The 21,609-nt window shown below is 66.8% G+C and carries 16 protein-coding genes; 8 read left to right on the forward strand and 8 right to left on the reverse strand.

The window, feature by feature from the left end; genetic code table 11:
* Positions 1–161 precede the first annotated feature (161 nt).
* From INQ40_RS06555 to INQ40_RS06590, 8 genes are all read left to right on the forward strand, one after another.
* Positions 162–2,486: a DNA translocase FtsK gene (locus tag INQ40_RS06555; RefSeq protein ID WP_228481940.1), complete on the forward strand. Its 2,325-nt coding sequence runs from the start codon at positions 162–164 to the stop codon at positions 2,484–2,486.
* Between the two features lie 94 nt (positions 2,487–2,580).
* Positions 2,581–3,210, forward strand: a complete 630-nt coding sequence (lolA, locus tag INQ40_RS06560; protein WP_194339648.1) for an outer membrane lipoprotein chaperone LolA — start codon at positions 2,581–2,583, stop codon at positions 3,208–3,210.
* 13 nt (positions 3,211–3,223) lie between these two features.
* Positions 3,224–4,591, forward strand: coding sequence for a replication-associated recombination protein A (locus tag INQ40_RS06565; protein ID WP_305058647.1), 1,368 nt, complete (start codon positions 3,224–3,226; stop codon positions 4,589–4,591).
* A 367-nt stretch (positions 4,592–4,958) separates the two neighbouring features.
* The gene (locus INQ40_RS06570) at positions 4,959–5,999 is read left to right on the forward strand and encodes a hypothetical protein (protein WP_194339650.1); all 1,041 of its coding nucleotides are present in this window, start codon (positions 4,959–4,961) and stop codon (positions 5,997–5,999) included.
* Positions 6,000–6,263: 264 nt separating this feature from the next.
* Complete coding sequence (locus tag INQ40_RS13035; RefSeq protein ID WP_228481941.1) at positions 6,264–6,488, forward strand: hypothetical protein; 225 nt, start codon at positions 6,264–6,266, stop codon at positions 6,486–6,488.
* A gap of 32 nt (positions 6,489–6,520) precedes the next feature.
* Positions 6,521–7,228 (forward strand): C39 family peptidase, encoded by a 708-nt coding sequence (locus tag INQ40_RS06580; protein WP_228481942.1) that lies wholly within the window; start codon positions 6,521–6,523, stop codon positions 7,226–7,228.
* Positions 7,228–7,773, forward strand: a complete 546-nt coding sequence (locus tag INQ40_RS06585) for a hypothetical protein (protein WP_194339654.1) — start codon at positions 7,228–7,230, stop codon at positions 7,771–7,773. The genes INQ40_RS06580 and INQ40_RS06585 overlap by 1 nt, the downstream gene beginning before the upstream one ends.
* 45 nt (positions 7,774–7,818) lie before the next feature.
* Complete coding sequence (locus tag INQ40_RS06590; RefSeq protein ID WP_228481943.1) at positions 7,819–9,201, forward strand: acetate kinase; 1,383 nt, start codon at positions 7,819–7,821, stop codon at positions 9,199–9,201.
* A gap of 9 nt (positions 9,202–9,210) precedes the next feature.
* Here the strand turns inward: INQ40_RS06590 and INQ40_RS06595 are convergent, their stop codons facing one another.
* The 8 genes from INQ40_RS06595 to INQ40_RS06630 all read right to left on the reverse strand — a co-directional run bounded on the left by INQ40_RS06595 (position 9,211) and on the right by INQ40_RS06630 (position 21,531).
* Complete coding sequence (locus INQ40_RS06595) at positions 9,211–9,828, reverse strand: DNA-3-methyladenine glycosylase (RefSeq protein WP_194342460.1); 618 nt, start codon at positions 9,826–9,828, stop codon at positions 9,211–9,213.
* 44 nt (positions 9,829–9,872) lie between these two features.
* Positions 9,873–10,325 (reverse strand): hypothetical protein, encoded by a 453-nt coding sequence (locus tag INQ40_RS06600; RefSeq protein ID WP_228076516.1) that lies wholly within the window; start codon positions 10,323–10,325, stop codon positions 9,873–9,875.
* A gap of 10 nt (positions 10,326–10,335) precedes the next feature.
* On the reverse strand, positions 10,336–11,526 hold the full coding sequence (locus INQ40_RS06605) for an FAD/NAD(P)-binding oxidoreductase (RefSeq protein WP_194339656.1): 1,191 nt from the start codon (positions 11,524–11,526) through the stop codon (positions 10,336–10,338).
* Positions 11,523–11,981: an iron-sulfur cluster assembly scaffold protein gene (locus INQ40_RS06610; protein ID WP_194339658.1), complete on the reverse strand. Its 459-nt coding sequence runs from the start codon at positions 11,979–11,981 to the stop codon at positions 11,523–11,525. Before INQ40_RS06610 ends, INQ40_RS06605 begins: the two co-directional genes overlap by 4 nt.
* A gap of 346 nt (positions 11,982–12,327) precedes the next feature.
* Positions 12,328–14,742, reverse strand: coding sequence for a catalase (locus INQ40_RS06615; RefSeq protein ID WP_194339660.1), 2,415 nt, complete (start codon positions 14,740–14,742; stop codon positions 12,328–12,330).
* A gap of 70 nt (positions 14,743–14,812) precedes the next feature.
* Positions 14,813–17,311, reverse strand: a complete 2,499-nt coding sequence (gene ligD, locus INQ40_RS06620) for a DNA ligase D (RefSeq protein WP_194339662.1) — start codon at positions 17,309–17,311, stop codon at positions 14,813–14,815.
* Between the two features lie 14 nt (positions 17,312–17,325).
* Positions 17,326–17,517 carry a hypothetical protein gene (locus INQ40_RS06625; protein WP_193983127.1) on the reverse strand — a complete coding sequence of 64 codons (192 nt, stop codon included), beginning with the start codon at positions 17,515–17,517 and terminating at the stop codon, positions 17,326–17,328.
* A gap of 81 nt (positions 17,518–17,598) precedes the next feature.
* Positions 17,599–21,531 carry a glycosyl transferase family 36 gene (locus INQ40_RS06630; RefSeq protein WP_194339664.1) on the reverse strand — a complete coding sequence of 1,311 codons (3,933 nt, stop codon included), beginning with the start codon at positions 21,529–21,531 and terminating at the stop codon, positions 17,599–17,601.
* Between the last annotated feature and the right edge of the window lie 78 nt (positions 21,532–21,609).

Below are 21,609 nucleotides of genomic sequence, written 5' to 3' on the forward strand. Positions count from 1 at the left end.
CAACACAAGGCGAAGGGGCGGGAACGGATCGTTGCATCGCAGTCGCTTGATGCGGCCGGATTCCATTATTTCACGTATATTCAATAGCTAACGCAACTTAGCTAAGGCGGAACATCACGGTGGCGCAAGCGTCTGCTGCATCCCGGAAAAAGAAAGCCCCATTGAGTCCCGGCGCTGCGAAAACGCCTTCGCCGGGCCGCCAGCGGCTGATGCGGGATATCGCGATGATCGTGATCGCGCCGGTCCTGCTGTATCTGGTCGCCAGCCTGTTCACCTATTCGCCCAGCGACCCGGGCTGGTCGCAGTCGGTCAGCGTGACCGCGCCGACCAGCAACGTGGGCGGCTATTTCGGCGCGTGGACGGCGAGTGTGTTGCTCGCCCTGTGCGGTTATGTGGCGTTCCTGTTGCCGGTGATGTTGGGCCTGGTCGCCTGGATCGCGCTGTTCGGAATGGATACCGACGGCGACGGCGAGGCCGACCTCGGTCCCGCGCTTCGCCTGGTCGGCATCGTCGGTTTCCTCGTCTCGGCGACCGGATTGCTGCAGTTGCGCATCGGCCCGGTGGCGGACTTTTCGGCCGGCGCCGGCGGCATCCTGGGCAAGCTCGTGGGGGACTCGCTGTACAAGGGCTTCGGGCCGGTCGGCGGCAACCTGTTCCTGCTGGCCTTGCTGCTGGTCTCGGTAACCCTGGCCACCGGCATCTCCTGGCTGGCTGTGATGGATCGAATCGGGCAGGGCGTGATGCGCCTGGGGCCGGTGCTGGGCGGTTTGTTCCGGCGTGGCACGAAGCAAGCCAGCGAGTGGCAGCACACCCGGGCGCTGCGCGAGGAGCGCGAGGAGGTCCGCAAGGTCGATACCGAGCTGCGGGCAAAACGTGCGCCGGTCAGGATCGAGCCGCCCGCACCGGCGGCAGTGGAGCGCAGCGACCGCGCCCACCGCGAGCAGCAGATCCCGTTGCTCAACGTCAGCGATGGCAGCGGGATACCGCCTTTGTCGCTGCTGGACGACCCCAAGCCGCAGCCCAAGGGCTACAACTCCGAGACGCTGGAGACCCTGTCGCGGCAGATCGAGTTCAAGCTCAAGGATTTCCGCATCGATGCGACCGTGGTCGGCGCCTATCCGGGGCCGGTGATCACGCGCTTCGAGATCGAGCCGGCGCCCGGGATCAAGGTCAGCCAGATCAGCTCGCTGGACAAGGACATCGCGCGCGGGCTGTCGGTGAAGGCCGTCCGCGTGGTCGACGTGATTCCGGGCAAGGCGGTGATCGGCCTGGAAACCCCGAACGACAAGCGCGAGATGATCTACCTCTCCGAGCTGCTGCGTTCCAAGGAATATGACAAATCCTCCAGTCCGCTGACCATCGCACTGGGCAAGGACATCGGTGGACGTCCGACGGTGGCGGACCTGGCTCGCATGCCGCACCTGCTGGTCGCCGGCACCACCGGCTCGGGCAAGTCGGTCGGCGTCAATGCGATGGTGTTGAGCCTGCTCTACAAGGCATCGGCGAAAGACGTACGGATGCTGATGATCGACCCGAAGATGCTGGAACTCTCGGTCTACGAGGGCATTCCGCACCTGCTGGCGCCGGTGGTCACCGACATGAAGGAAGCCGCCAACGCGCTGCGCTGGTGCGTGGCCGAGATGGAGCGGCGCTACAAGCTGATGAGCGCGGTCGGCGTGCGCAACCTGGCGGGCTTCAACAAGAAGGTGCGCGACGCAATCGACGCCGGCCAGCCGATGAGCGACCCGCTGTTCAAGCCGAATCCGGAAATCGATGAAGTGGCGCCGCTGCTGGAACCGCTGCCGTTCATCGTGATCTTCATCGACGAATTCGCCGACATGATGATGATCGTCGGCAAGAAAGTGGAGGAGCTGATCGCCCGTCTGGCGCAGAAGTCCCGCGCTGCCGGCATCCACCTGATCCTGGCCACGCAGCGGCCGTCGGTGGACGTCATCACCGGGCTCATCAAGGCCAACATCCCGACCCGGATCGCCTTCCAGGTGTCGAGCAAGATCGACTCCCGCACCATCCTTGACCAGTCCGGCGCGGAAACGCTGCTTGGCAATGGCGACATGCTCTACCTCCCGCCGGGCACCGCGATGCCCGAGCGCGTGCACGGTGCGTTCGTGTCCGACGACGAGGTGCATCGCGTGGTCGAGTTCCTCAAGCAGACCGGCGGTGGTCCCGATTACATCACCGGCGTGCTGGAAGACGTCCAGACCATGGGCGACGGCGTGGTGGTGGGTGCCGGTGGCCTGCCGGAAACCGTCAGCAGCGGCGACGAATCCGACCCGCTGTACGACGAGGCGGTCCGCGTGGTCACCGAGACGAGGAGGGCGTCGATCTCGGGCGTGCAGCGGCGTCTCAAGATCGGCTACAACCGCGCCGCGCGGCTGGTCGAGGCGATGGAGGCCGCCGGCATCGTCAGCCCGCAGGAACACAACGGCGACCGCAGCGTACTGGCGCCGCCGCCACCGCGGGACTGAACCGTCGCGCACGATGTCGCGTACCTGTTCAGCTTGGTGCCCACACACTTGACGTTCGTTGGACAGCAACGTTGACGCAACCGGAGATCGACCTATGAACCCGATGATTCGCTGGGGTACCGGATTGCTGCTGGGAGCGTTTGTCGCCGGCAGCGCGCTTGCGGGCGCACGTGATGATCTCTCGCAATTCACCAAGGGGCTGACCGGGCTGGATGGCTCTTTCACCCAGCAGGTGTACGACGCTGGCGGCAAGCTGAAGGAGACCTCCACCGGCAAGGTCCAGCTGTCGGTTCCGCACCTGTTCCGCTGGGAGTACGTCAAACCGCATCCGCAGCTGATCGTCGCCGACGGCAAGAAGGTGTGGATCTTCGATCCTGACCTGGAGCAGGTGACCGTGCGTTCCCAGGGCGGCGAGGAGCAGAGCAGCCCGCTTTCCGCATTGTTTGAGCCGGCCAAGCTGGACCAGCGATTCGTGGTCAAGGAAACCGGCAAGGCGGACGGCTTGGACTGGCTCAGCCTGGCCCCCAGGAGCGACGAGGAGGCCAGCTTCCGCACCGCACGCCTGGGCTTTGCCGACGCCAAGCTGGTCCGCATGGAGGTGGAGGACGCTGTAGGCCAGCGCACCCGCATCGAGTTCGGCGCGTGGAAGCGCAATCCCGACTTCGCCGCGTCCACCTTCAAATACACGCCGCCCAAGGGCGTGGACGTGATCGGCGAAGGCTGATCACGCTCCCCGCTTGCCCAGATCGCGCGCCGCCGGTACCGATGCGTCCCTGACGCCTGATCTGCTGAGCGTGGACAACAGCGCGCTGCGCCCGCTCGCCGAGCGCATGCGGCCGGCGTCGCTGGACGAGATGGTCGGCCAGCGACGCCTGCTGGCACCCGAGTCGGCACTGCGGCGCGCGGTGGAATCCGGCCACGCCCACTCGATGATCCTTTGGGGACCGCCGGGCTGCGGAAAGACCACCTTCGCGTTGCTGCTGGCCCAGTACACGGATGCCGAGTTCCGGGCGATATCGGCGGTGCTGTCCGGCTTGCCGGAAGTTCGCAAGGTGCTGGCAGAGGCGGCTCAGCGATTCGCCGAAGGCCGGCGTACGGTGCTCTTCGTCGACGAGGTGCACCGCTTCAACAAGACCCAGCAGGACGCGTTCCTGCCGCACATCGAGCGCGGCACGATCCTGTTCGTTGGCGCGACCACCGAAAATCCGTCCTTCGAGCTCAATTCCGCGCTGCTGTCACGCTGCCGCGTGCACGTCATGGACGCGGTTTCCGCCGACGACATCGCAATCGCACTGCGCCGCGCGCTGGACGACGCCGACCGCGGACTCGGCGGGCAGCACCTGAAAGTCACCGACGAGGCACTGCTGCAGATTGCCGGCGCGGCGGATGGCGATGTACGCCGCGGATTGACGCTGCTGGAGATCGCCGCCGAGCTGGCTCTGGGCGAAGAGGGCGAGATCACCCCGGCGACGCTGGTGCAGGTCCTCGCCGACAGGACCCGCCGCTTCGACAAGGGTGGCGAGCAGTTCTACGACCAGATATCGGCCCTGCACAAGTCGGTGCGCAGCTCCAACCCCGACGCCGCGCTGTACTGGTTCGCGCGGATGATGGACGGCGGCTGCGATCCGGCCTACCTGGCCCGCCGGCTGACGCGGATGGCGACCGAGGACATCGGCCTGGCCGATCCGCGCGCCCAGCAGATGGCGATCGACGCCTGGGATACCTACGACCGCCTGGGCAGTCCGGAGGGCGACCTGGCGCTGGCCCAACTGGTGATCTACCTGGCCAGCACCGCCAAATCCAATGCCGCCTATACGGCCTGGAACGCCGCCCGACGCGACGTGCGAGAGCACGGCACGCAGGAGGTGCCGATGCATTTGCGCAACGCGCCCACCAAGCTGATGAAGGAACTGGGCTACGCCAAGGGCTATCAGTACGACCATGATGCGGCCGACGGCATCGCATTGGAGCAGACCGGATTTCCCGATGCGATGGGCGAGCAGGTCTACTACCGACCGGTGGAGCGGGGTATGGAAATCAAGTTGAAGGAAAAGATCGACCGGATCCGCGCGGCGCGGATAGTGGCGCAGAAAAAAGCACGCTGATCGGCGTGCCTTGGCCGCCACCTGGTGCCGATGTAACCCTGGTGTAACAAGGTGTAACTACACCGTTACACCCCTGTGGGATCGCTGCATCAGCGGGTCCGGATCCCGATGCCGCGTCCGGCAACGCCGGGCCGCGCTTCCCCAACGCCAAGAACGTCCGCACGGAAAAGCGTCGACTCTCCAGCTGTTCAGGGCGTGCAACAGCCGAGATTGGGTTCGCGGCATGCGCATGGGCAGAACGCCCCGCACCGTTTCTGGCTTGCACTCGACCGGGCACACCTTGGCATGACTGATGCGTTTTCTCCTTACAGCGTCGGCCCCTCCCCCCTGTTTTCCACGGTCGGCGCATTGACCCAGGAGAACGACGATGCAACTACGCAGAACCCTCATCTCATCCACGATTTTGCTGGCGCTGGGTGTCTCCGGCCAGGCCCTGGCGCAGTCGGCCGACGAACGCGGACCGGGTGACAACACCCAGACGATCGACCAGACCACCACGAACACCGATAGCAACGACGAGGACTACAGCGGCAACAACCGCAACAATCGCGGCCGCGCGGACGCCTCGGGGCAGGGCAGTGCGGCGGCCAACAACAACAGCACGGCCACGGCCAACTGGTCCAGCTCGTTCAACACCAGCAGGGCTGTCGCCCGGACCGAACTGAACGGCTACGTCAGCGGTGTCAGCGTGTATGACATCGGCAACGTGGCGCGCAACAACGGCAACGCGCGCGGTGGCGACGGCGGCTATGCGGGCGATGGGCGCGGCGGCAGCGGCAACGGCGGCGAGGGCTACGGCGCTGACGGTGGCGATACCGGCGACGCGACGGCCGCCAGCATGCGCCTGGGCAACGCGTCCAGTGACAGTGGCGATGCCGGCTCCTGGGCGGGCTCCGGTTCAAGCTCCGACTCTGCGGCCCTTGGCTTGGCGGAGACTTGGGCGGATGGCTATTCGGATGCCGACGCACGTGCCCGTGAGCGTCGTGCGGGTGACTCGACCGCGGATGCCACGGCGGATGCAAGCGCAGATGCGACCACCGACAGCGCCAACACATCGACTTCGGGCGCGGCGACAGCCGACGCGACCGCGAGTGCCGATTCGGGCGCGGCCGACAGCGCGGATTCGGGTTACAGCGGCGATGCCATGGCGACGTCGGGTGACGGCGGCAACGGCGGTGACGGCATGGGCGGCAACGGCCGTGGCGGCGACGGCACGGGTGGCAACGGAGGCCGCGCGGGCGATGGCGGCTCCACCATGGCCGATGCGGGAAGCTTCGACATGTCGAACTACATGAACGGCTCGGCCAATGCGGCTGCCGGGATCATGGTCGTGGCGCAGAACAGCGGCGCGGCATCGTTGATCCAGCAGGGCGTGACTGTCCAGGCGAACCTGGCCGTCGGCCCGTAGCAGCTGCCAACGCCGGAGCTGGCACGGGCCAACCCGGCATATGCCCTGGCGGTCTGGCATCGACCGCCGGGGACACGGCCCCATCGGCCAGGGAGAACATGCATGTACCACTACCCGTCAACTGCGAGTCCACGCAGCCGTGCGCAATGGTCTGGATGGTCGCTTCTCGTCGCCTTCGCGGTATCCGCGGCGTGCGGAAGCGCCTGGGCCGAAGGGCAGTCGTCCGCGCCGGTCACCGGCTTCGGCGCGCCCGTCAATGCCAGCGTGCTGCAGGAACTGCGCGGCGGCGAAGCGAAAAGTGAGCTCCGCAACAACGGCATCGTCAGCGACAACCACGCCGAGAACGTGGTCACCGGGACCAATTCACTTACCGGCGGTGCTTTTTCCAACGCGAACGGCATCAGCACGGTGATCCAGAACAGCGGCGCCAATGTGCTGATCCAGAACGCGATGATCGTGAACGTGCAGTTTTCCGGCTCAGGCCCATGAGCTTCAGAGCGATGGGATCCGGGAGCGCTGGCTTGCCGCTTGAGAGGGGCGGCGCGATCCCCGCGGCGCTGCTGCTCGCGGCGCTCGTGCTCACGAACCCGATCGCGGCCGGTGCCTCGGCCCTGACGGTCCAGGCACCGCACGGAGGCAGCTACTCGCTGCCGATCACCAGCCTGAAGGAGGCACGATTCAAGACCACGATCGCGCAGCGTTTCGACTTCAGTTGTGGCTCCGCGGCCACTGCAACCCTGTTGACCTACCAGTACGGCCATCCGGTCACGGAACAGGACGTGTTTGTGCAGATGTACCGGCATGGCGATCAGCCAAAGATCCGCGCGGAGGGATTTTCGCTGCTCGACATGCGGCGCTACCTGGCGTCCCTGGGGTTCATTGCGGACGGCTTCGAGTTGCCGCTGGACAAGCTGCTGGAGGAGGGACTGCCGGCCATCGTCCTGCTCAACGACCGCGGCTACCGGCACTTTGTCGTGGTCAAGGGCCTGCGCAACGGCCGCGTGCTGCTGGGCGACCCGGCACGCGGAACCCGGGCGATGTCACTGCGGCGGTTCAATGCGCTATGGGATAACGGCGTGCTTTTCGTCGTCCACAACCAGCGAGACGACGCCCGCTTCAACCTGGCACGTGACTGGCGTACCGCCCCGCCGGCCCCGCTGGACGCCGGCCTCGGCCGCCGCGGCCTGGACGACATTGTGCGGCCCAAGTTCGGCCCGGGGGATTCGTGATGCGCGCCTATCCGATGCATGCCCACCCACTGTTGGCGCTGACGATGGTTGCCGCCCTCGCGGCGCCTGCCAGGGTTGCCGCGGCCGATCCGCCGCCAGCCTCACTGCCGGCGTTGGGGCCGGAGTGGAAGGCGCTGCCTGTTTCACGCCTGGAAACGATGCGCGGCGGATTCCAGCTGCCGTCGGGACTGCAACTGTCCTTTGGCATCGAGCGGGTGGTGCTGGTCAACGGCACCCAGGTTGCGTCAAGCCGCGTGGTCATTCCTGATCTGAGCAGGATCACTGCGGAACAGGCGCGCGATCTCGCCCGCGTCCGCGAGGGGATGGTTGTCCAGATCGGTGACGGGAACACGTTCGCTTCATCAGGTGGCGCCGGATTGGTCAGCCAGGGCGCGGTGCTGGTAATCCAGAACGCATCCAGCGGCCAGGACATCAGCGCCCTTACCACGATCGATGTCGGCATCGGTTCGCTGGGCGCCATGCGCAGCGCCATGGCCAACGAGGCGCTGCAAACGGCCCTGCAGCGGGCACCGGGTGCGCCTTGAAGGCATCGCGACGTCACCTCCCGAAGTGATCGAACAGGAAGGCCCATGAGCAAACGGATGCAGCACATGGTGGCCCTTGCGGTGCTGGCGCCCTGCCTGACGCTGCTGGACACCGGCAGGGCGAGGGCGCAGGACGGCGGGGCGGATACGGGCCAGGGCGACCGTCTGGACTCGCTGCAGCTGCGCCTGGACCAGCAAACGGTCCAGCTGGAGGATCTACGGTCGCAACTGCAGGCCCAGGAACACAGCGTTGCCGAGCTTCGCCAGGCGCTCGCCGATGAGCGGCTGGCCGGAGCTCGCGCGCGCGGTGTGGTCGATACGACGCAGGACGCCGAACGGCCGATAGACGCGACGGCGGCGTCCCTCGCGTCGGCCGAGGGCGCCCGATCCAGCCAGGACCCGGAGCGCCGGCCGCAGCCGGTCGGCCGAGCGCCGGAACAGGACCTGCGGCCGCCTGAAGTCGCGCAGATATTCGAACAGCCCGGCGTGCTTACGCCACCGGGCAAGTTCGTCCTGGAACCGTCGCTGCAGTACGGCTATTCCTCCAGCAACCGCGTCGCCCTGGTCGGCTATACGGTCATTCCGGCGATCCTGATCGGATTGATCGACGTGCGCCAGGTCAAGACCACCACCGGCACGGCCACCATGACCGCGCGTTACGGGCTGAGTAACCGCTTGGAGCTCGAAGCGCGGGTCCCCTACGTCTACACCAGCGCCGATACGGTGAGCCGGGAGATCTTTACCGGCAGCGCGCTCGACAAGGTGTTCAACGCCCATGGCGAAGGGATCGGTGATGTGGAGGCGACCGTCCGCTACCAGTTGAACCGGGGCGGGCCGGACAAAGCGTTCTATGTTGGCTGGCTGCGCTACAAATCCAATACCGGCAAGGACCCGTTCGAAGTGGTCACAGACTGCGTGACCCGCTGCGTCGCCAACGCGACCGGAACCGGATTGCCGCTGCATCTGCCGACGGGCAGCGGTTTCCAGTCCATCCAGCCCGGGCTCACGTGGTTGTACCCGTCGGACCCGGTCGTGTTTTTCGGCAGCTTCAGCTACCTGCACAATTTCGCCCGTCACGAAGTGTCGCGAACCGTGCTGACCGGCGCGCCCGAGGGCTATCCCCAGACGGCCACCGATCCGATCGGCGACGTCGACGCCGGCGATATCTGGGGCTTCAACGTCGGGATGGGGCTGGCGCTGAACGAGAAGGCGTCGATCAGCATCGGCTACGACACCAGCCTGGTCGGCAAGACACAGCAGAACGGGGAAGACGCGCCGGGCGCGGTGCGCGTCACCCTGGGCACGCTGCTGCTCGGCGCGTCCTACCGCTACAGCGAGCGCTACACGCTCAATGTCTCGCTAGGGGTCGGCGTCACCCGCGACACGCCTGATGTCACCCTGACGGCGCGGGTTCCCATGACCTTCTGAGCTGCGCGGCTAGCGCGAGCGTGAGGTCCCCGACAGCCGGGATACGTGCGGATTGTCGGGCACGTACCAGCGCCACGGCAGTTCGGTCGCGCGGGTAATGCCTATCCGTGGGCTGGACACGGGGTGCGGCGGGGGAGGGCAGCCGTCCCCAAGCAGCCGGATCGGGCCGCGGAGCAGGTCGGTGCCGTCATCCTCGCCACTGATGCCCAATGCCTGGGCGAGCCGCGCAGGGCCGCGGCACAGGTCCAGGTCGCTGCGCGCCTTGCCACGCGCCTCCCGCATCCGCTCCAACCCGGCAACCGGCTGCAGAGCGCGGATCAGCACCGCAGTGCCCTGTCCCTCCTGGCCGCAGACCACGTTCGCGCACCAGTGGATGCCGTAGCTGAGATAGACGTACAGGTGGCCAGGCGGGCCGAACATTGTCGCGTTGCGCGGCGTTGGTCCGCGGTGGGAATGCGACGCCGGATCGCCGGAATCGGTGTAGGCCTCGACTTCGACGATCCGGCCGGCGCGACCTTCCGTGGTCACCAGCAACTTGTTCAGCAGCGCCGGCGCCAGTTCGGTCGCCGGTCGCTGGTAGAAGTCCAGGGGCAGGACACTGGCGTCCCGGGCGAGGGCGTTTCCGATGGCTGCGATCGCGTCCAGCTGCTGTCCTCCGGTGTCCTCCAGGTTCAGTCCTCGGCGATGGGCTCGCTGGCCAGTCTCGCCTGGCGGCCCACGCTGCTCAACAGGTTCATTGCCACCAGCAGTCCGCGGCGGGCATCCTCGTCACGGTTGAACGCCCGGATCCCCTGCCACAGGGTGGGCGGGGTCTCCACCGCGCCAGCCAAGGCCGCCGAATGGCGGGTGATGTTGTTGAGGTTCCAGGCGCCGGCGACGACGTCTTCGTAGCCCTTCATGAGCTTCTGGACCATCGCGTCATCGGCCATGTCGACCACGTCCGACACCGCCGACAACAGGTCGACAACGTTGTGCAGCCGCTTGCCCTGCAGCAGCGGAGCCAGCTTGGCGACGATGTCGGAAATGCCTTCCAGCGTAGCCCGATCGTTCAGCTCCGGCGATTGGCGCGCCAGATCCGCGAGTGACTGCATCGGCTGGGGCGTCGTTTCAATTTCCTTGTTCATGGTGTTCTCCTCAGACCAGGCCACGGGCGACGGACCAGTACACGCCGCGGTTGAATCCCTTGCGCATCAGCCCGCCGATCTTGGTGGCCGGGGTGGGTTGCACGTCTTTGTCGTAGTCGTACCAGAGCGGCATGCCCGCCTCCAGTCCCATCTGCGCGATTGCCTGCACCTTGCCGTCGTATTCGGCCACCGTGTGCCCCAGTCGGATGAGTCCCGCGATGTTGTCGCAGATCACCGGCGCTTGGTTGTGGCAGCTGCCGCCGGCCTTGCTGATCGGCAGGTCCACCGTGTCGCCCATCGGAAACACGTTGGGGAACCCGTCCATCTGCAGCGTCAGGCGATCGGTCGGCAGCCAGCCTTCGTTGTTGGGCGCCTGCGAGATGCCGGAATTGAGCACCGCATCGACCGCGCGGATCGGCGGAGTCTGCATCAGGATGTCGAAGGGCTCCTCGCCACCTTCCTCGGAGTAGGCGACCTTGGCGTCCGGGTCGACGCGGTTGAGCGTGAAGCCGCGCTTGTACTCGATCCCCTTGGATTCGAAGACGCCCGGCAGCACCTCGCCGACGTCCTTTTGCAGGAACAGGCAGTTGCGCAATAGCTGCGAGATCGTGGGGTAGGTGTAGACGATCTCAACCTGGTCGCGAACGCCGCGCTTGCGCAGCAGGTCGTCCAGCATCAGGGTGGTCTCCATCGGCGCGATACCGCACTGATGGGGCACGTTGGGCGTCTGCGGGAAGGTCACGCCGATGAAGATGCGGCCCTTCTCGATCGTTCGCAGCTTGTTGTAAAGCTTCAGCGCGGGATCGTGCTGGTAGAAGTGGTCGCCGCCCTCGGCGAGGCCTTCGATGCGCTCGGGGGAGGGGATGCAGCCGGTCGACACCACCAGGTAGTCGTAGCTGTGGTCGGCGCCCGATTTGGTGCGCAGGCGGCTGTCCTTGAAGTCGAACGCGCTGACCTCGTCAAGGATGAAATTCACCTCCGGGCGCAGCAGCGATGTCTGCCGGCGGCGCAGTTCGTTCTTGTAGAACATGCCAAAGGCCACGTACATGAAGGCCGGCTTGTAGTAGTGCCACGGGCTGTTGGAAATCAGCGAGACGCGAACCTCGCCGCGACGGATCTCCGGATAGAGTTTGGCGACGAGGCTGTTGGCGGTCATGGTGCCGCCGATCCCTCCGCCGATCACGAAAATATCCTTTTTCACACGGACTCTCCTTCAGTTGCGCCTTTGCCAGGGGCGTGGTCATTGGCGAACAGTTTCTGGAACGCGACAAACGGCAGCAAAATTGCTCCGTGTCGCGCACTGTGCTGCCTGGCGGCGGCGAAAATCTCGACTTCAGGCCAGTCGAGTGGGGCATCGGGTTCGGATGAACCCGAAAGTAGATTCTCAAGCTGGGTCTGGACGCGAGCCAGGCCGGCGGCGTCCATGCCGATGGCGCGCTGCGCGGCGATGGCGGTGGCGGCCTGTCCCAGCGAGCAGGCGCGGACGCGGTAACCGACGTCGGCCACACGACCGTCGACTATTTCCGCATCGAGGGTCAATTTGCTGCCGCAGAGCTCGCTGTATACGTCAACGGTGCGGGCAGGCGGCGCGGGCAGGCGTTTGTCTTTTCTCACCCGCGGCACGTACTTCTTCAGTGCCTTGTAGAGCGTTTCCATTGAGGGCGCATCAACGGGATGGGTGATCGGGTGTCTCCTCGAGCTATGCCAACTACCGTAGCACGGCGTACGCCGAGGGCTGAACGGCGGTGGTCAGTTCAGCCAGCTTTGCGGGCGGCGCTCCGGGAAGGTCTGTGGGCGAAGGTGCGGGAAGGTTTGGGCTGGAAAGCCTGCGCCCCACACTTCGCATAATGCAGATTATGTACCAGGACATCTGACCTACGAACCAGCGCCGCCGTCGCACGGCTTTCTCGTCCATCCCCAGAGCGACCACCCCATTGAAGCGGCCGGCACAAAAAAGCCACCCGGCGCTATGCCGGATGGCTGGGTGCGCCTGACCTGTCACTCAGACCCGCGGCGGATCGGTCTCACGCTCGGGATGACGATGGCGGGCAACCGCTTCGATAAACGCCTTGACGCTGGACGTGAGCGATTCCTCCGCGCCGACCAGAATTCCCGGATCCGGACTTCCGTCGACGAGCGTGACCGGAATGCCAGCGTCATCGAGCAAGGAGCGCGAACCGCCCAGTGCAAGGATCGTCTTGCCGTGACGGTACTGGTCCTTGATGAACTCGGCCGTGTGGCCATCGCGGGCGAGCGCGGCGATGCCTGCCTCGCCCGCCGGCAACACCAGGGCGTCGAACAGGACCGAAGGTTCGTTCTCCATCGACGCATCCGCATCCAACGTGTCGCCCGCCGCCGGCTTGACCGGACCGATCCGGCTGCCCACGAGTCGCGGCACCGCACCGGCCGCAAGCAGCGCCGCCTGGGTGCTGGCAACGGCCTCCCCGTCAACGCCATCGGCGACCAGCATTGCGATCTTTCGCGTCCGGATGCCGCCATCGCCGGGCCTTGCCAACAGCGACAATGCGGGTGAACGGGTGATTTCCGGGGCCGGCGGATTGGCCAGTGCACGGGGCATCGGCTCCGGAAGCGCCATGCCAAGCCCTTGGGCGACCTGTGCGGCCAGCGACTCGGAAACATTGCGCAGCATCGACACCATCCGTTCGCGGATCGCCGGCACGGTGCATTTGCTCAGCTCAAAGCGGAACGCGGCAACGATGTGCGCCTGCTCGGGGGCGGATTGGCTCTCGTAAAACAGGGTTGCCTGGTTGAAATGCTCGGCAAATTTCTCCGGCTTGCCGCGCACTTCGTCCTGATGCACCGGCTCGGGAAATGGCACGTAACCGGCCACGCCGGTCTGGAACGGACACCCGCCCGCCAGACTGTTGGGCTCATAGGAGACCGAACCCCGGTGGATCGCCTGGCGATGCATGCCGTCCCGCTGGTTGTTCTGCACCGGCGCGATCGGGGCATTGATCGGGATCTCGTGGAAGTTCGGTCCGCCCAGCCGGCTGAGCTGGGTATCCACGTAGGAATGGATGCGCCCGGCCAGCAACGGGTCATTGGTGAAGTCGATGCCCGGCACCACGTGCGCGCTGCAGAACGCGACCTGTTCGGTTTCGGCGAAGAAATTGTCCGGATTGCGGTTGAGGGTCATGCGTCCGATCGGTCTCACCGGCACCAGTTCCTCGGGCACGATCTTGGTCGAGTCGAGCACGTCGAAGCTGTACTTCTCCGCATCCTCCTCGCTGAAGATCTGCACGCCCAGTTCCCATGACGGGTACTCCCCCGCTTCGATCGCATCCCACAGGTCGCGCCGGTTGAAGTCCGGGTCTGCGCCGCCGATCTTGACTGCCTCGTCCCAGACCAGCGAATGCGTGCCCAGGATCGGGTTCCAGTGGAACTTGACGAACACCGACGCGCCTTCCGCGTTGACGAACCGGAAGGTGTGCACGCCAAAGCCCTGCATCATGCGGAAGCTGCGCGGAATCGCCCGGTCCGACATCAGCCACATGATCGTGTGGATCGACTCGGGCATCAGGCCGATGAAGTCCCAGAACGTGTTGTGGGCGGACGCCGCCTGCGGCATCGCGTGGTGCGGCTCGGGCTTGACCGCGTGGACCAGGTCCGGGAACTTCATCGCGTCCTGGATGAAAAACACCGGCATGTTGTTGCCGACCAGATCCCAGTTGCCCTCGTCGGTGTAGAACTTGACCGCGAAGCCGCGCACGTCACGTGGGGTGTCTTTGGAGCCGCGCTCGCCCGCCACCGTGGAAAAACGGACGAATACCGGCGTGATCTTGCCGGCCTCCTGGAACGGCGCCGCCCGAGTGAGCTTGGTCAGCGGCTCGTAGCACTCGAAAATGCCGTGGGCACCGGATCCGCGCGCATGCACGACGCGTTCCGGGATGCGTTCGTGGTCGAAGTGGGTGAGCTTTTCGCGGAGGATGAAGTCCTTCAGCAGGGCCGGTCCCCGCAGCCCGGCCTTCAGGGAATTCTGGTTGTCGGCGACCCCTACTCCCTGGTTGGTCGTCAGCGGTTGGCCAGTCGCATCCACGCGGACGCGGTCGAGCGGATCGACGGTGGGGTTCCTGCCTGCCGTGGCCGCACGCCCCGTCTTGTCGGAGTGGTTGGTCTCCGCCAGTGTGCTGGCACCGACCAGCGCGGACGCGGGAGGATTGTGGGCCCCTTCGCTGGGCGCGCGGGCGTTGTCGTGGCCGTATTCGGCGGGCTTGGTCGGGTTGTAAGGCATGGCCGCGACGGTGGCGTTGATGTCGGCGGCCTGCTGCGCCGGCGCATCGTCGATGTCACCGGGAGGCGGCGCTGCGGGCCCGCTGTCGGACGCGCGTGCGGCGGCCTTGGCAGCCGCACCGCTCTTCTTGCTGCCATTGGACGGTGGGCGTTTGGAAGTCGGCATGGTGCTCTCGCGGCGTGGTCTGGAACGGGAAACGTACGGCCGCGAAGGTGAAACCCGCATCAAATACGCGTCAGCCTGCCGACCAGCGCGACAGGTCCTGCTGGACGGAGTTGATGCCCTCCCACGGGTCCTTGCGCCTGCGCCGCAGACGCGGCGGTACGCTGCGCAGATCGAACTCGTTGCCGGCCTTGAGCGATCCCAGTTGCGCCCATGTCAGTGGCAAGGCGACCGGCGCGCCCTCCCGTGCCCGCAGCGAGTAACTGGCGATCGCCGTCGCGCCGCGACTGTTGCGCAGGTAATCGATGAAGATCTTGCCCGGACGCAGCTTCAAGGTTGAGACCGCGATGAAGCGCTCGGGCTCGGACTCGGCCAGGGCGTCAGCAAACCCGTGCGCGAAGTGCTTGACCAGTTCCCATTCACACCCCGGGTTCAGCGGTACCACCACGTGCAGCCCCTTGCCGCCGGTGGTGCGCAGGAAGCTCACCAGCCCGGCTTGCTGCAGCAGCTTCCGAACGTCGCGGGCGGCCTGCTTGACCTCGGCAAACGGGACGTCCGGGCCCGGATCCAGATCGAAAACCACCCGGTTGGCCACGTCCGGGTTGTCGGCGAACGAGCCCCAGGGGTGGAATTCCAGGGCGTTGAACTGGACCAGTTCCATCAACCCGGCGGCATCGCGGACCACCAGGTAGTTGGCGTTGGTGCCCGCTTCCTCCTTCAGGCGGACCAGGTCCACGCGCTCCATGCCCGCGGTGTGGTGTTTCTGGAAGAAGCACGCCTTGGCGGTCCCGGACGGGCACCGGATCACCGACAGCGGCCGATTGATGACCTCCGGCAGCAGGTAGTCCATGACCTGCTCGTAGTACGCCGCAACGTCGGCCTTGGTGATGCGCGCGTCGGGATAGATCAGCTTGGTAGGGCTGCTGATCTTGATCGGCTCGGCGGACGGCTTGGGGGCGGACTTGTCGCTGCTCATCAGGTCACCGGGATCCTTGTCCAGTCGAATGGTCTTCAACGAAGGCTGCCGGAGCAGGCCCTGGCCGCTGATGCCCCGCAGGTAGACCTCGGCGACAAACAGCGGGTCGAACCAGGTCGCCGCGCGCAGCGGCCCCTTCTGGCTGGCCGGCACCTCCACGGTGGGCGTCGCACTGCCGGCGTTGCCGATATGGGCGCTGATCTCGTCGAGCTGGCGGTCGCTGAAACCGCTGCCCACGCGACCGGCGTAGGACCAGCCCCCTGCCCCGTCGGGGCGGGCCAGCAAAAGCGCGCCAAAGCCCTTGCGCGAGCCCTTGGGGGGCAGCGTCCCAACCACGGCGAACTCGTCACTCTGGATCGATTTGGTCTTGCGCCAGTCGTCGCCGCGACCGGGGTGATAGACGCCGTCGGCGCGTTTGGAAATGATGCCTTCGAAGTGCTGTTCGCCGGCCAGGGCGAATGCGGCGGCACCATCGACCGGGATGTGCGAGCTGTACGCCAGCGACGGCGGAGCGTCGGCCAGCACGGCTTCCAGCAATCGCTTGCGCTCCAGCAGCGGCGCTTGGTCAATGGCGATCCCGTCCAGGTGCAACAGGTCGAACAGGACGTAGCTCAGGGCGCCCTGCTGCTCTCCCGACAGCGTCGCCTGGAGGACATTGAAGTCCTGCTGGGTGCCGGTGCCGGCGATCAGTTCACCGTCCAGCGCCGCACTCCGCAGCCCCAGTTGCTCCAGCGCTTGTGCCACCTCGGGGACCTTCCCCGTCCACTCCAGTGCGTTGCGGGACCACAGCCGCACCCGCCCGGCCACGATGGTCGCCACCAGCCGGTAGCCGTCCCATTTCACTTCGTGCAGCCAGCGCTCACCACTGGGAGGTGCATCGCCCAACTTGGCCAATTGCGGCTCGAACGCGCCACCGTCGAGCGTGGCCTTTTTCGCGCCTGGCAGTTTGGCCGCCGCCGTCGCCCATTTCTTTTTCGCCGCACGTGTTGACGTCGCGCGCGGTTCCGGTGGCGCCAGCAGGCCCTTCTTGCCCGTCTTGCCTCGACCGGCTCGTTTGACGTCGGCCGCCGGCGCGGGCGTGACATCGCCCAGAAGGTCGTCGGCCTCCAGATCGGAGGCGTAGGCGTCATCGTCCTTGAACAGAAGCCACTGCGGCTGCCGGGCCGCCTTGCCCGAGCGCACCAGATGCCACCCGCCCTTGAGCTTTTCGCCGAACAGCTGGAAGCGCAGGTGACCCTTGGCGAGCTGGGCTTTGGCGTCGTACTGCGTGCTCCAGACGCCATGGTCGAACTGCGCGACGTGGCCGCCGCCGTACTCGCCCTTGGGAATTTCGCCCTCAAAGCTGGCGTAGTCGACCGGGTGGTCCTCCACCTCGACCGCCATGCGCTTGACCTTGGGGTCGTAGCTGGGGCCCTTGGGCACGGCCCAGGATTTCAGCGCATCGCCCACCTGCAGGCGGAAGTCGTAATGGCGGCGCGAGGCGTGATGGAGCTGGACGACGAAAATCGCCCGGTCACCCGGCGTCAACGGTTTACCCGGCTCGGGCTCGCGGGTCCTGTTGAACTGCCGCTTCCTGCGGTACTCGGTGAGACTCATCGATCCGCGGCGGCCTATTCCGGCCGTTTTGCCGGCACGAAGGGCGACACGGGGTCGCTGGCGGGGAAGGTTTCCTCCAGCGCCTCGTCCTGGTTCTCGCTCTCGATCTGTTTGCGGCGCTGCCGCTCCTCCGGCGTCTCGTCCCTTGCCGGCGGCTCATCCGGCGGCGGCGGGTCTTTGCGGTCACGGCTGTTGTGCTGGCTCATGGTCCTGTCCACGGTGCGGGACTTCAAAGATGGTTCGGCCCGCGCATACGCAACGTGATGCGGGGAATGACGGTGAAAGGCTCAGCCGTCCGCGGCATGGACGCCCATCGTCAGGTGCAAACGGTGCTCCTGCCCGTCGTCGCGCAACGGGATGCGCGCGGCCGGACCGGTCCAGCGGATCGGGGCGCCGTCCAAGGTGGCGTCGCGAATTCCGCGCGTCGCTCCCTCGGGGTTGTCCACCTGGATGCGGTAGCGGGAAGCGCCGTGGCGGTAGAGGATGCTGAAGCCGGGCCAGTTGGCGGGAATGCAGGGGTCCAGCAGTAGATGGTCGCCGCGCAGGTGGAAACCCAGCAGCGCCTCGACGCCTGCGCGGTAGAGCCAGGCGGCCGAGCCGGTGTACCAGGTCCAGCCACCCCGCCCCGCCAGCGCGCCCACCGAATAGACATCGGCGCAGGACACGTAGGGCTCCACGACGAAGTGTTCCGCTGCGGGTGGCGAATTTGAGTGCGTGATCGGGTTGAAGTAGTCGAAGAGTTCCCAGGCCCTGCCGCCCTCGCCCAGGCCCGCCCAGGCGAAGATCGACCAGATGCAGCCGTGCGTGTACTGCCCGCCGTTCTCGCGCACGCCGGGCGGGTACGCCTTGATGTAGCCCGGGTCGTGCGGACCGTTCTCAAAAGGCGGGGTCAGCAGCCGCGCCAGGCGGTGTTGGTGATCGACCAGTTCGCGCTCGGTGGACTCCATGGCCTGGCGCCGGCGGTCGGGATCTCCGGCCGCCGACATGACCGCCCAGGACTGGGCAATGCTGTCGATGCGGCATTCAGGCTGCTGCGCGCTGCCCAGCGGGGTGCCGTCATCGTAATAGCCGCGGCGGTACCAGGCGCCGTCCCAACCGGCTCCTTCCATCGCCGACTTCACCGTGGCGGCGGTTCGATCCCAGCAATCGGCGCGCTGGTGATCGCCACGCGACCGGGCGATCGGCCCCAGCCGCGCGATGACGTCCAGCAGAAACCAGCCGAGCCAGACGCTCTCGCCGCTGCCCTGCGCCCCGACCCGGTTCATTCCGTCGTTCCAGTCGCCGGTGCCCATCAACGGCAGGCGATGTGGGCCCAGTGCCAGCGAGGCATCGACGGCGCGGGCGCAATGTTCGTAGATGCTCGCCGTTGTGGCCGAAACGGTCGGCGTGAAAAAATCGTCGGTCTGGCCTTCTTCCAGCGTAGGGCCCTCAAGGAAGGCGGCGTGCGCATCGAGCAGCTGTGCATCCCCGGTCACCGTCACATAGTGCAGCGCCGAATACGGCAGCCAAAGCCGGTCGTCGCTCATCCGGGTGCGGATGCCCTTCCCGCTCGGCGGCAACCACCAGTGCTGCACGTCGCCTTCGAGGAACTGGCGCGAGGCGGCGCGCAGGAGATGCTCGCGGGCGACCTCGGGACAGGCGATGCAAAGCGCCATGACGTCCTGCAACTGGTCGCGGAACCCGTATGCGCCGCTGGCCTGGTAGTACGCCGTGCGCGCCCACATCCGGCACGAGAGGACCTGGTAGAGCAGCCACTGGTTGAGCAGCAGGTTCATCGCCGGATCCGGCGTGTCGACCTGGAGCGTTGCGGTGACATCGTCCCAGCGGTTGCGGATCGCGTCCATGACAGCGTCCAGATCCAGGCCGCGGGCGTGCTGCACCAGCGCGCTGGCCGCATCCGTGGACTCCGCATCGCCGATCAGGAAACGCAGCTCGCCGGTCGCGTCCGGCTCGATTTCCAGTAGCGATTGCAAAGCGGCGCAGGGATCGCGACCCGCGCCGCACCAGTTCGACAGCGGCAGGGCCCCGTGCAGCGAGGCCGGTCGTTCGAGCGAGCCATGCATGCCCAGGAACTCGCCCCGGTCGCAGGTGAAACACCGCATGCCCTCGCCGATGTCGGCAAAGGCCACCCGCCCGGCGAAGTCCGCGCGCCAGCGGTTCACCGCAAACACGGCCGAGGTCTGTGGATCCTGCGAGGTGACCACCTGCGGACCGGGAACACTGCCGTTGCGTCCAAGCGCCCATTGCAGGTAGGCGGTCACGACAATGGCGCGGGCTCGACCGGAGCGGTTGCGGATCCGCAGGCGGGAGACCTTCACCCCATCGTCGGGCGAGAGCAGCTGCAGCAGTTCGATTTCCAGCCCGTCGCACTGGTGCGACCAACTGGACCAGCCGCGCCCATGGCGAGTGATGCGCTTCGTACCGGGCCCGGGCAGTGGCAACGGGGTCGCGCTCCACAGCGCCCCACTGTCGCGGTCACTCAGATAGACGACCTCGCAGGGCTCATCGGTGACGGGATCGTTGGGCCACGGGGTGAGCGGATTCTGCTGGCTGTTGCAGGAGAATGTGTGCCCGCCGCCCTCGCCGGTGGCGATGAAGCCGGCGACCGGATTGGCAACGACGTTGCTCCACGGCGCCGGCGTGCACCGGTAGCCATCGGTACGGATGACATATTCGTCACCGCCGGGTGAGAAACCGCCGTATCCATTGTCGAACTGCAGCGCCAGATCGTCGCCGGGACCCGCGTGTGGCGAGGCGGCAGCAGACACGGTCCGCGCTGGCGCATCCTGGGCTGCCGTCTCGACCCGCCCTGCCCTTGTCGTGCTGCCCGGGAAATCGCCGCCCACCTCGGTCGACGGGGGCCACTCCCCGGCCGGCAGTATCACGCGCGCCGCGCCGATCAGGCCGTCGCGCAGGCCCGGGTCGATCTGGTCCACGTCGACAAAGAACGCCTCCGCCTTCGCCGCTTCCGGATCGGCGCCGAGTGCGCGCTTCTGCGCTTCCACCAGCCGGGCGAGCGACTGGCCTGGCGCGGCTCCGCCAACGGCATTCCGGTGCCCCAGCACCACCACATCCACGCCCAGACCCATCGATTGCCAGTAGCGCTGGACCCGCAGCAGTTCACTCGTGGCAGTTGCGGTCGGGTGCTCGTCCGCGATCACCAGCACGATGGGGCGGTCGCCGGAAATCCCACCGGCCCAGAGCTGCGGCGCGCCGCCGACGGCGCTGGCGATCGCGTCCCGCGAGGCGCGCCACGCGGGGTTGGAAACCATCAGGGCGGCGAGCAATTGCGAATAACGAGCCGCGCACGTCTCGTCCAGCTCGAACTGCGTCCGTCGGGCGGCCGCGGCGGCGCGCGCCTGCTCGATGACCGCGCCGCAGTGCTCCGCGGACGCCAGCGACCTCGCCAGTGCGAGGACGTTTTCACGCGAGTCGGCCACGCAATTCCAGAACGCGATCCTTACGGTGGCGCCGGGCGCCACGCGGACGCGACGACGCAGGCTGATGACCGCGTCCAGCACGTCACCGGCGTTTTCGCCCAGCACCTCGCCGTTGCGCAACTGGCAGGCGCCCTGCAGCGGCCGGCCACGCCCGAGGAACCGGCGGCGATCGGTCTCGTATTCGCAGGTGTCCGAAGGCTGGCCCTCCACGCGGGCCACCTGCGCGACCCACGTTTCATGCTCCTCGGGCGACTGGCGCCGCCGGGTGGCCAGCAGGACGCCGCCCTCGGCCACCCATTCGGTACGCACGAACAGCTTGGAAAAGGCCGGGTGCGCCGCGTCGGCAGTCAGCGAGCCCAACACCGGCTCGCTGTAGGAGGTCACCTCGAGCACGCGCGGACGCAGGTCCCGGTTGGTGATGGTGAGGTGGCGCAGCTCGGCATCGCGATCGGCAGCGACGACGACAATCAGGTGGGTTTCCAGCAACTGCGCAATCCGCCTGCTGGAGAACACCCCACAGCCGGCGTCGATATCGATGTCGCCCGGAACATGGGGCATCGGCTGCCTGGTGGGTGACCAGAGCGCTCCACCGTCCACGTCGCGCAGCAACAGGTAACTGCCCCAGACGTCGCGGGTCGGGTCCTCGCGCCAACGGGTCAAGGCCCGGCCGCACCAACGACTCCACCCCGAGCCGGCATCGGTCAGCAGGGTGGTGTAGCGGCCGTTCGACAGCAGGTGCGCGCGCTGCACGGCAATCGTCGCGACGTTCGACACGGACATGCCCGTTCCATCAGACAGCATGGAAACCTGATCCTACTCCCGGCCCGTTACGCCGCCTTGAAGGCCTTTTCGATACCT

This window comes from Lysobacter sp. H21R4 (genome assembly GCF_015277535.1).
GTDB classification, from domain to species: domain Bacteria; phylum Pseudomonadota; class Gammaproteobacteria; order Xanthomonadales; family Xanthomonadaceae; genus Novilysobacter; species Novilysobacter ciconiae.

Bases quoted from the DNA above. Each gene is read 5' to 3' on its own strand.
- INQ40_RS06615 (WP_194339660.1), bottom strand. From the start codon at position 14,742: ATGCCGACTTCCAAACGCCCACCGTCCAATGGCAGCAAGAAGAGCGGT.
- INQ40_RS06590 (WP_228481943.1), top strand. From the start codon at position 7,819: ATGAGCAAACGGATGCAGCACATGGTGGCCCTTGCGGTGCTGGCGCCC.
- INQ40_RS06610 (WP_194339658.1), bottom strand. From the start codon at position 11,981: ATGGAAACGCTCTACAAGGCACTGAAGAAGTACGTGCCGCGGGTGAGA.
- INQ40_RS06625 (WP_193983127.1), bottom strand. From the start codon at position 17,517: ATGAGCCAGCACAACAGCCGTGACCGCAAAGACCCGCCGCCGCCGGAT.
- INQ40_RS06585 (WP_194339654.1), top strand. From the start codon at position 7,228: ATGCGCGCCTATCCGATGCATGCCCACCCACTGTTGGCGCTGACGATG.
- ligD (WP_194339662.1), bottom strand. From the start codon at position 17,311: ATGAGTCTCACCGAGTACCGCAGGAAGCGGCAGTTCAACAGGACCCGC.
- INQ40_RS06570 (WP_194339650.1), top strand. From the start codon at position 4,959: ATGCAACTACGCAGAACCCTCATCTCATCCACGATTTTGCTGGCGCTG.
- lolA (WP_194339648.1), top strand. From the start codon at position 2,581: ATGAACCCGATGATTCGCTGGGGTACCGGATTGCTGCTGGGAGCGTTT.
- INQ40_RS06600 (WP_228076516.1), bottom strand. From the start codon at position 10,325: ATGAACAAGGAAATTGAAACGACGCCCCAGCCGATGCAGTCACTCGCG.
- INQ40_RS06630 (WP_194339664.1), bottom strand. From the start codon at position 21,531: ATGTCCGTGTCGAACGTCGCGACGATTGCCGTGCAGCGCGCGCACCTG.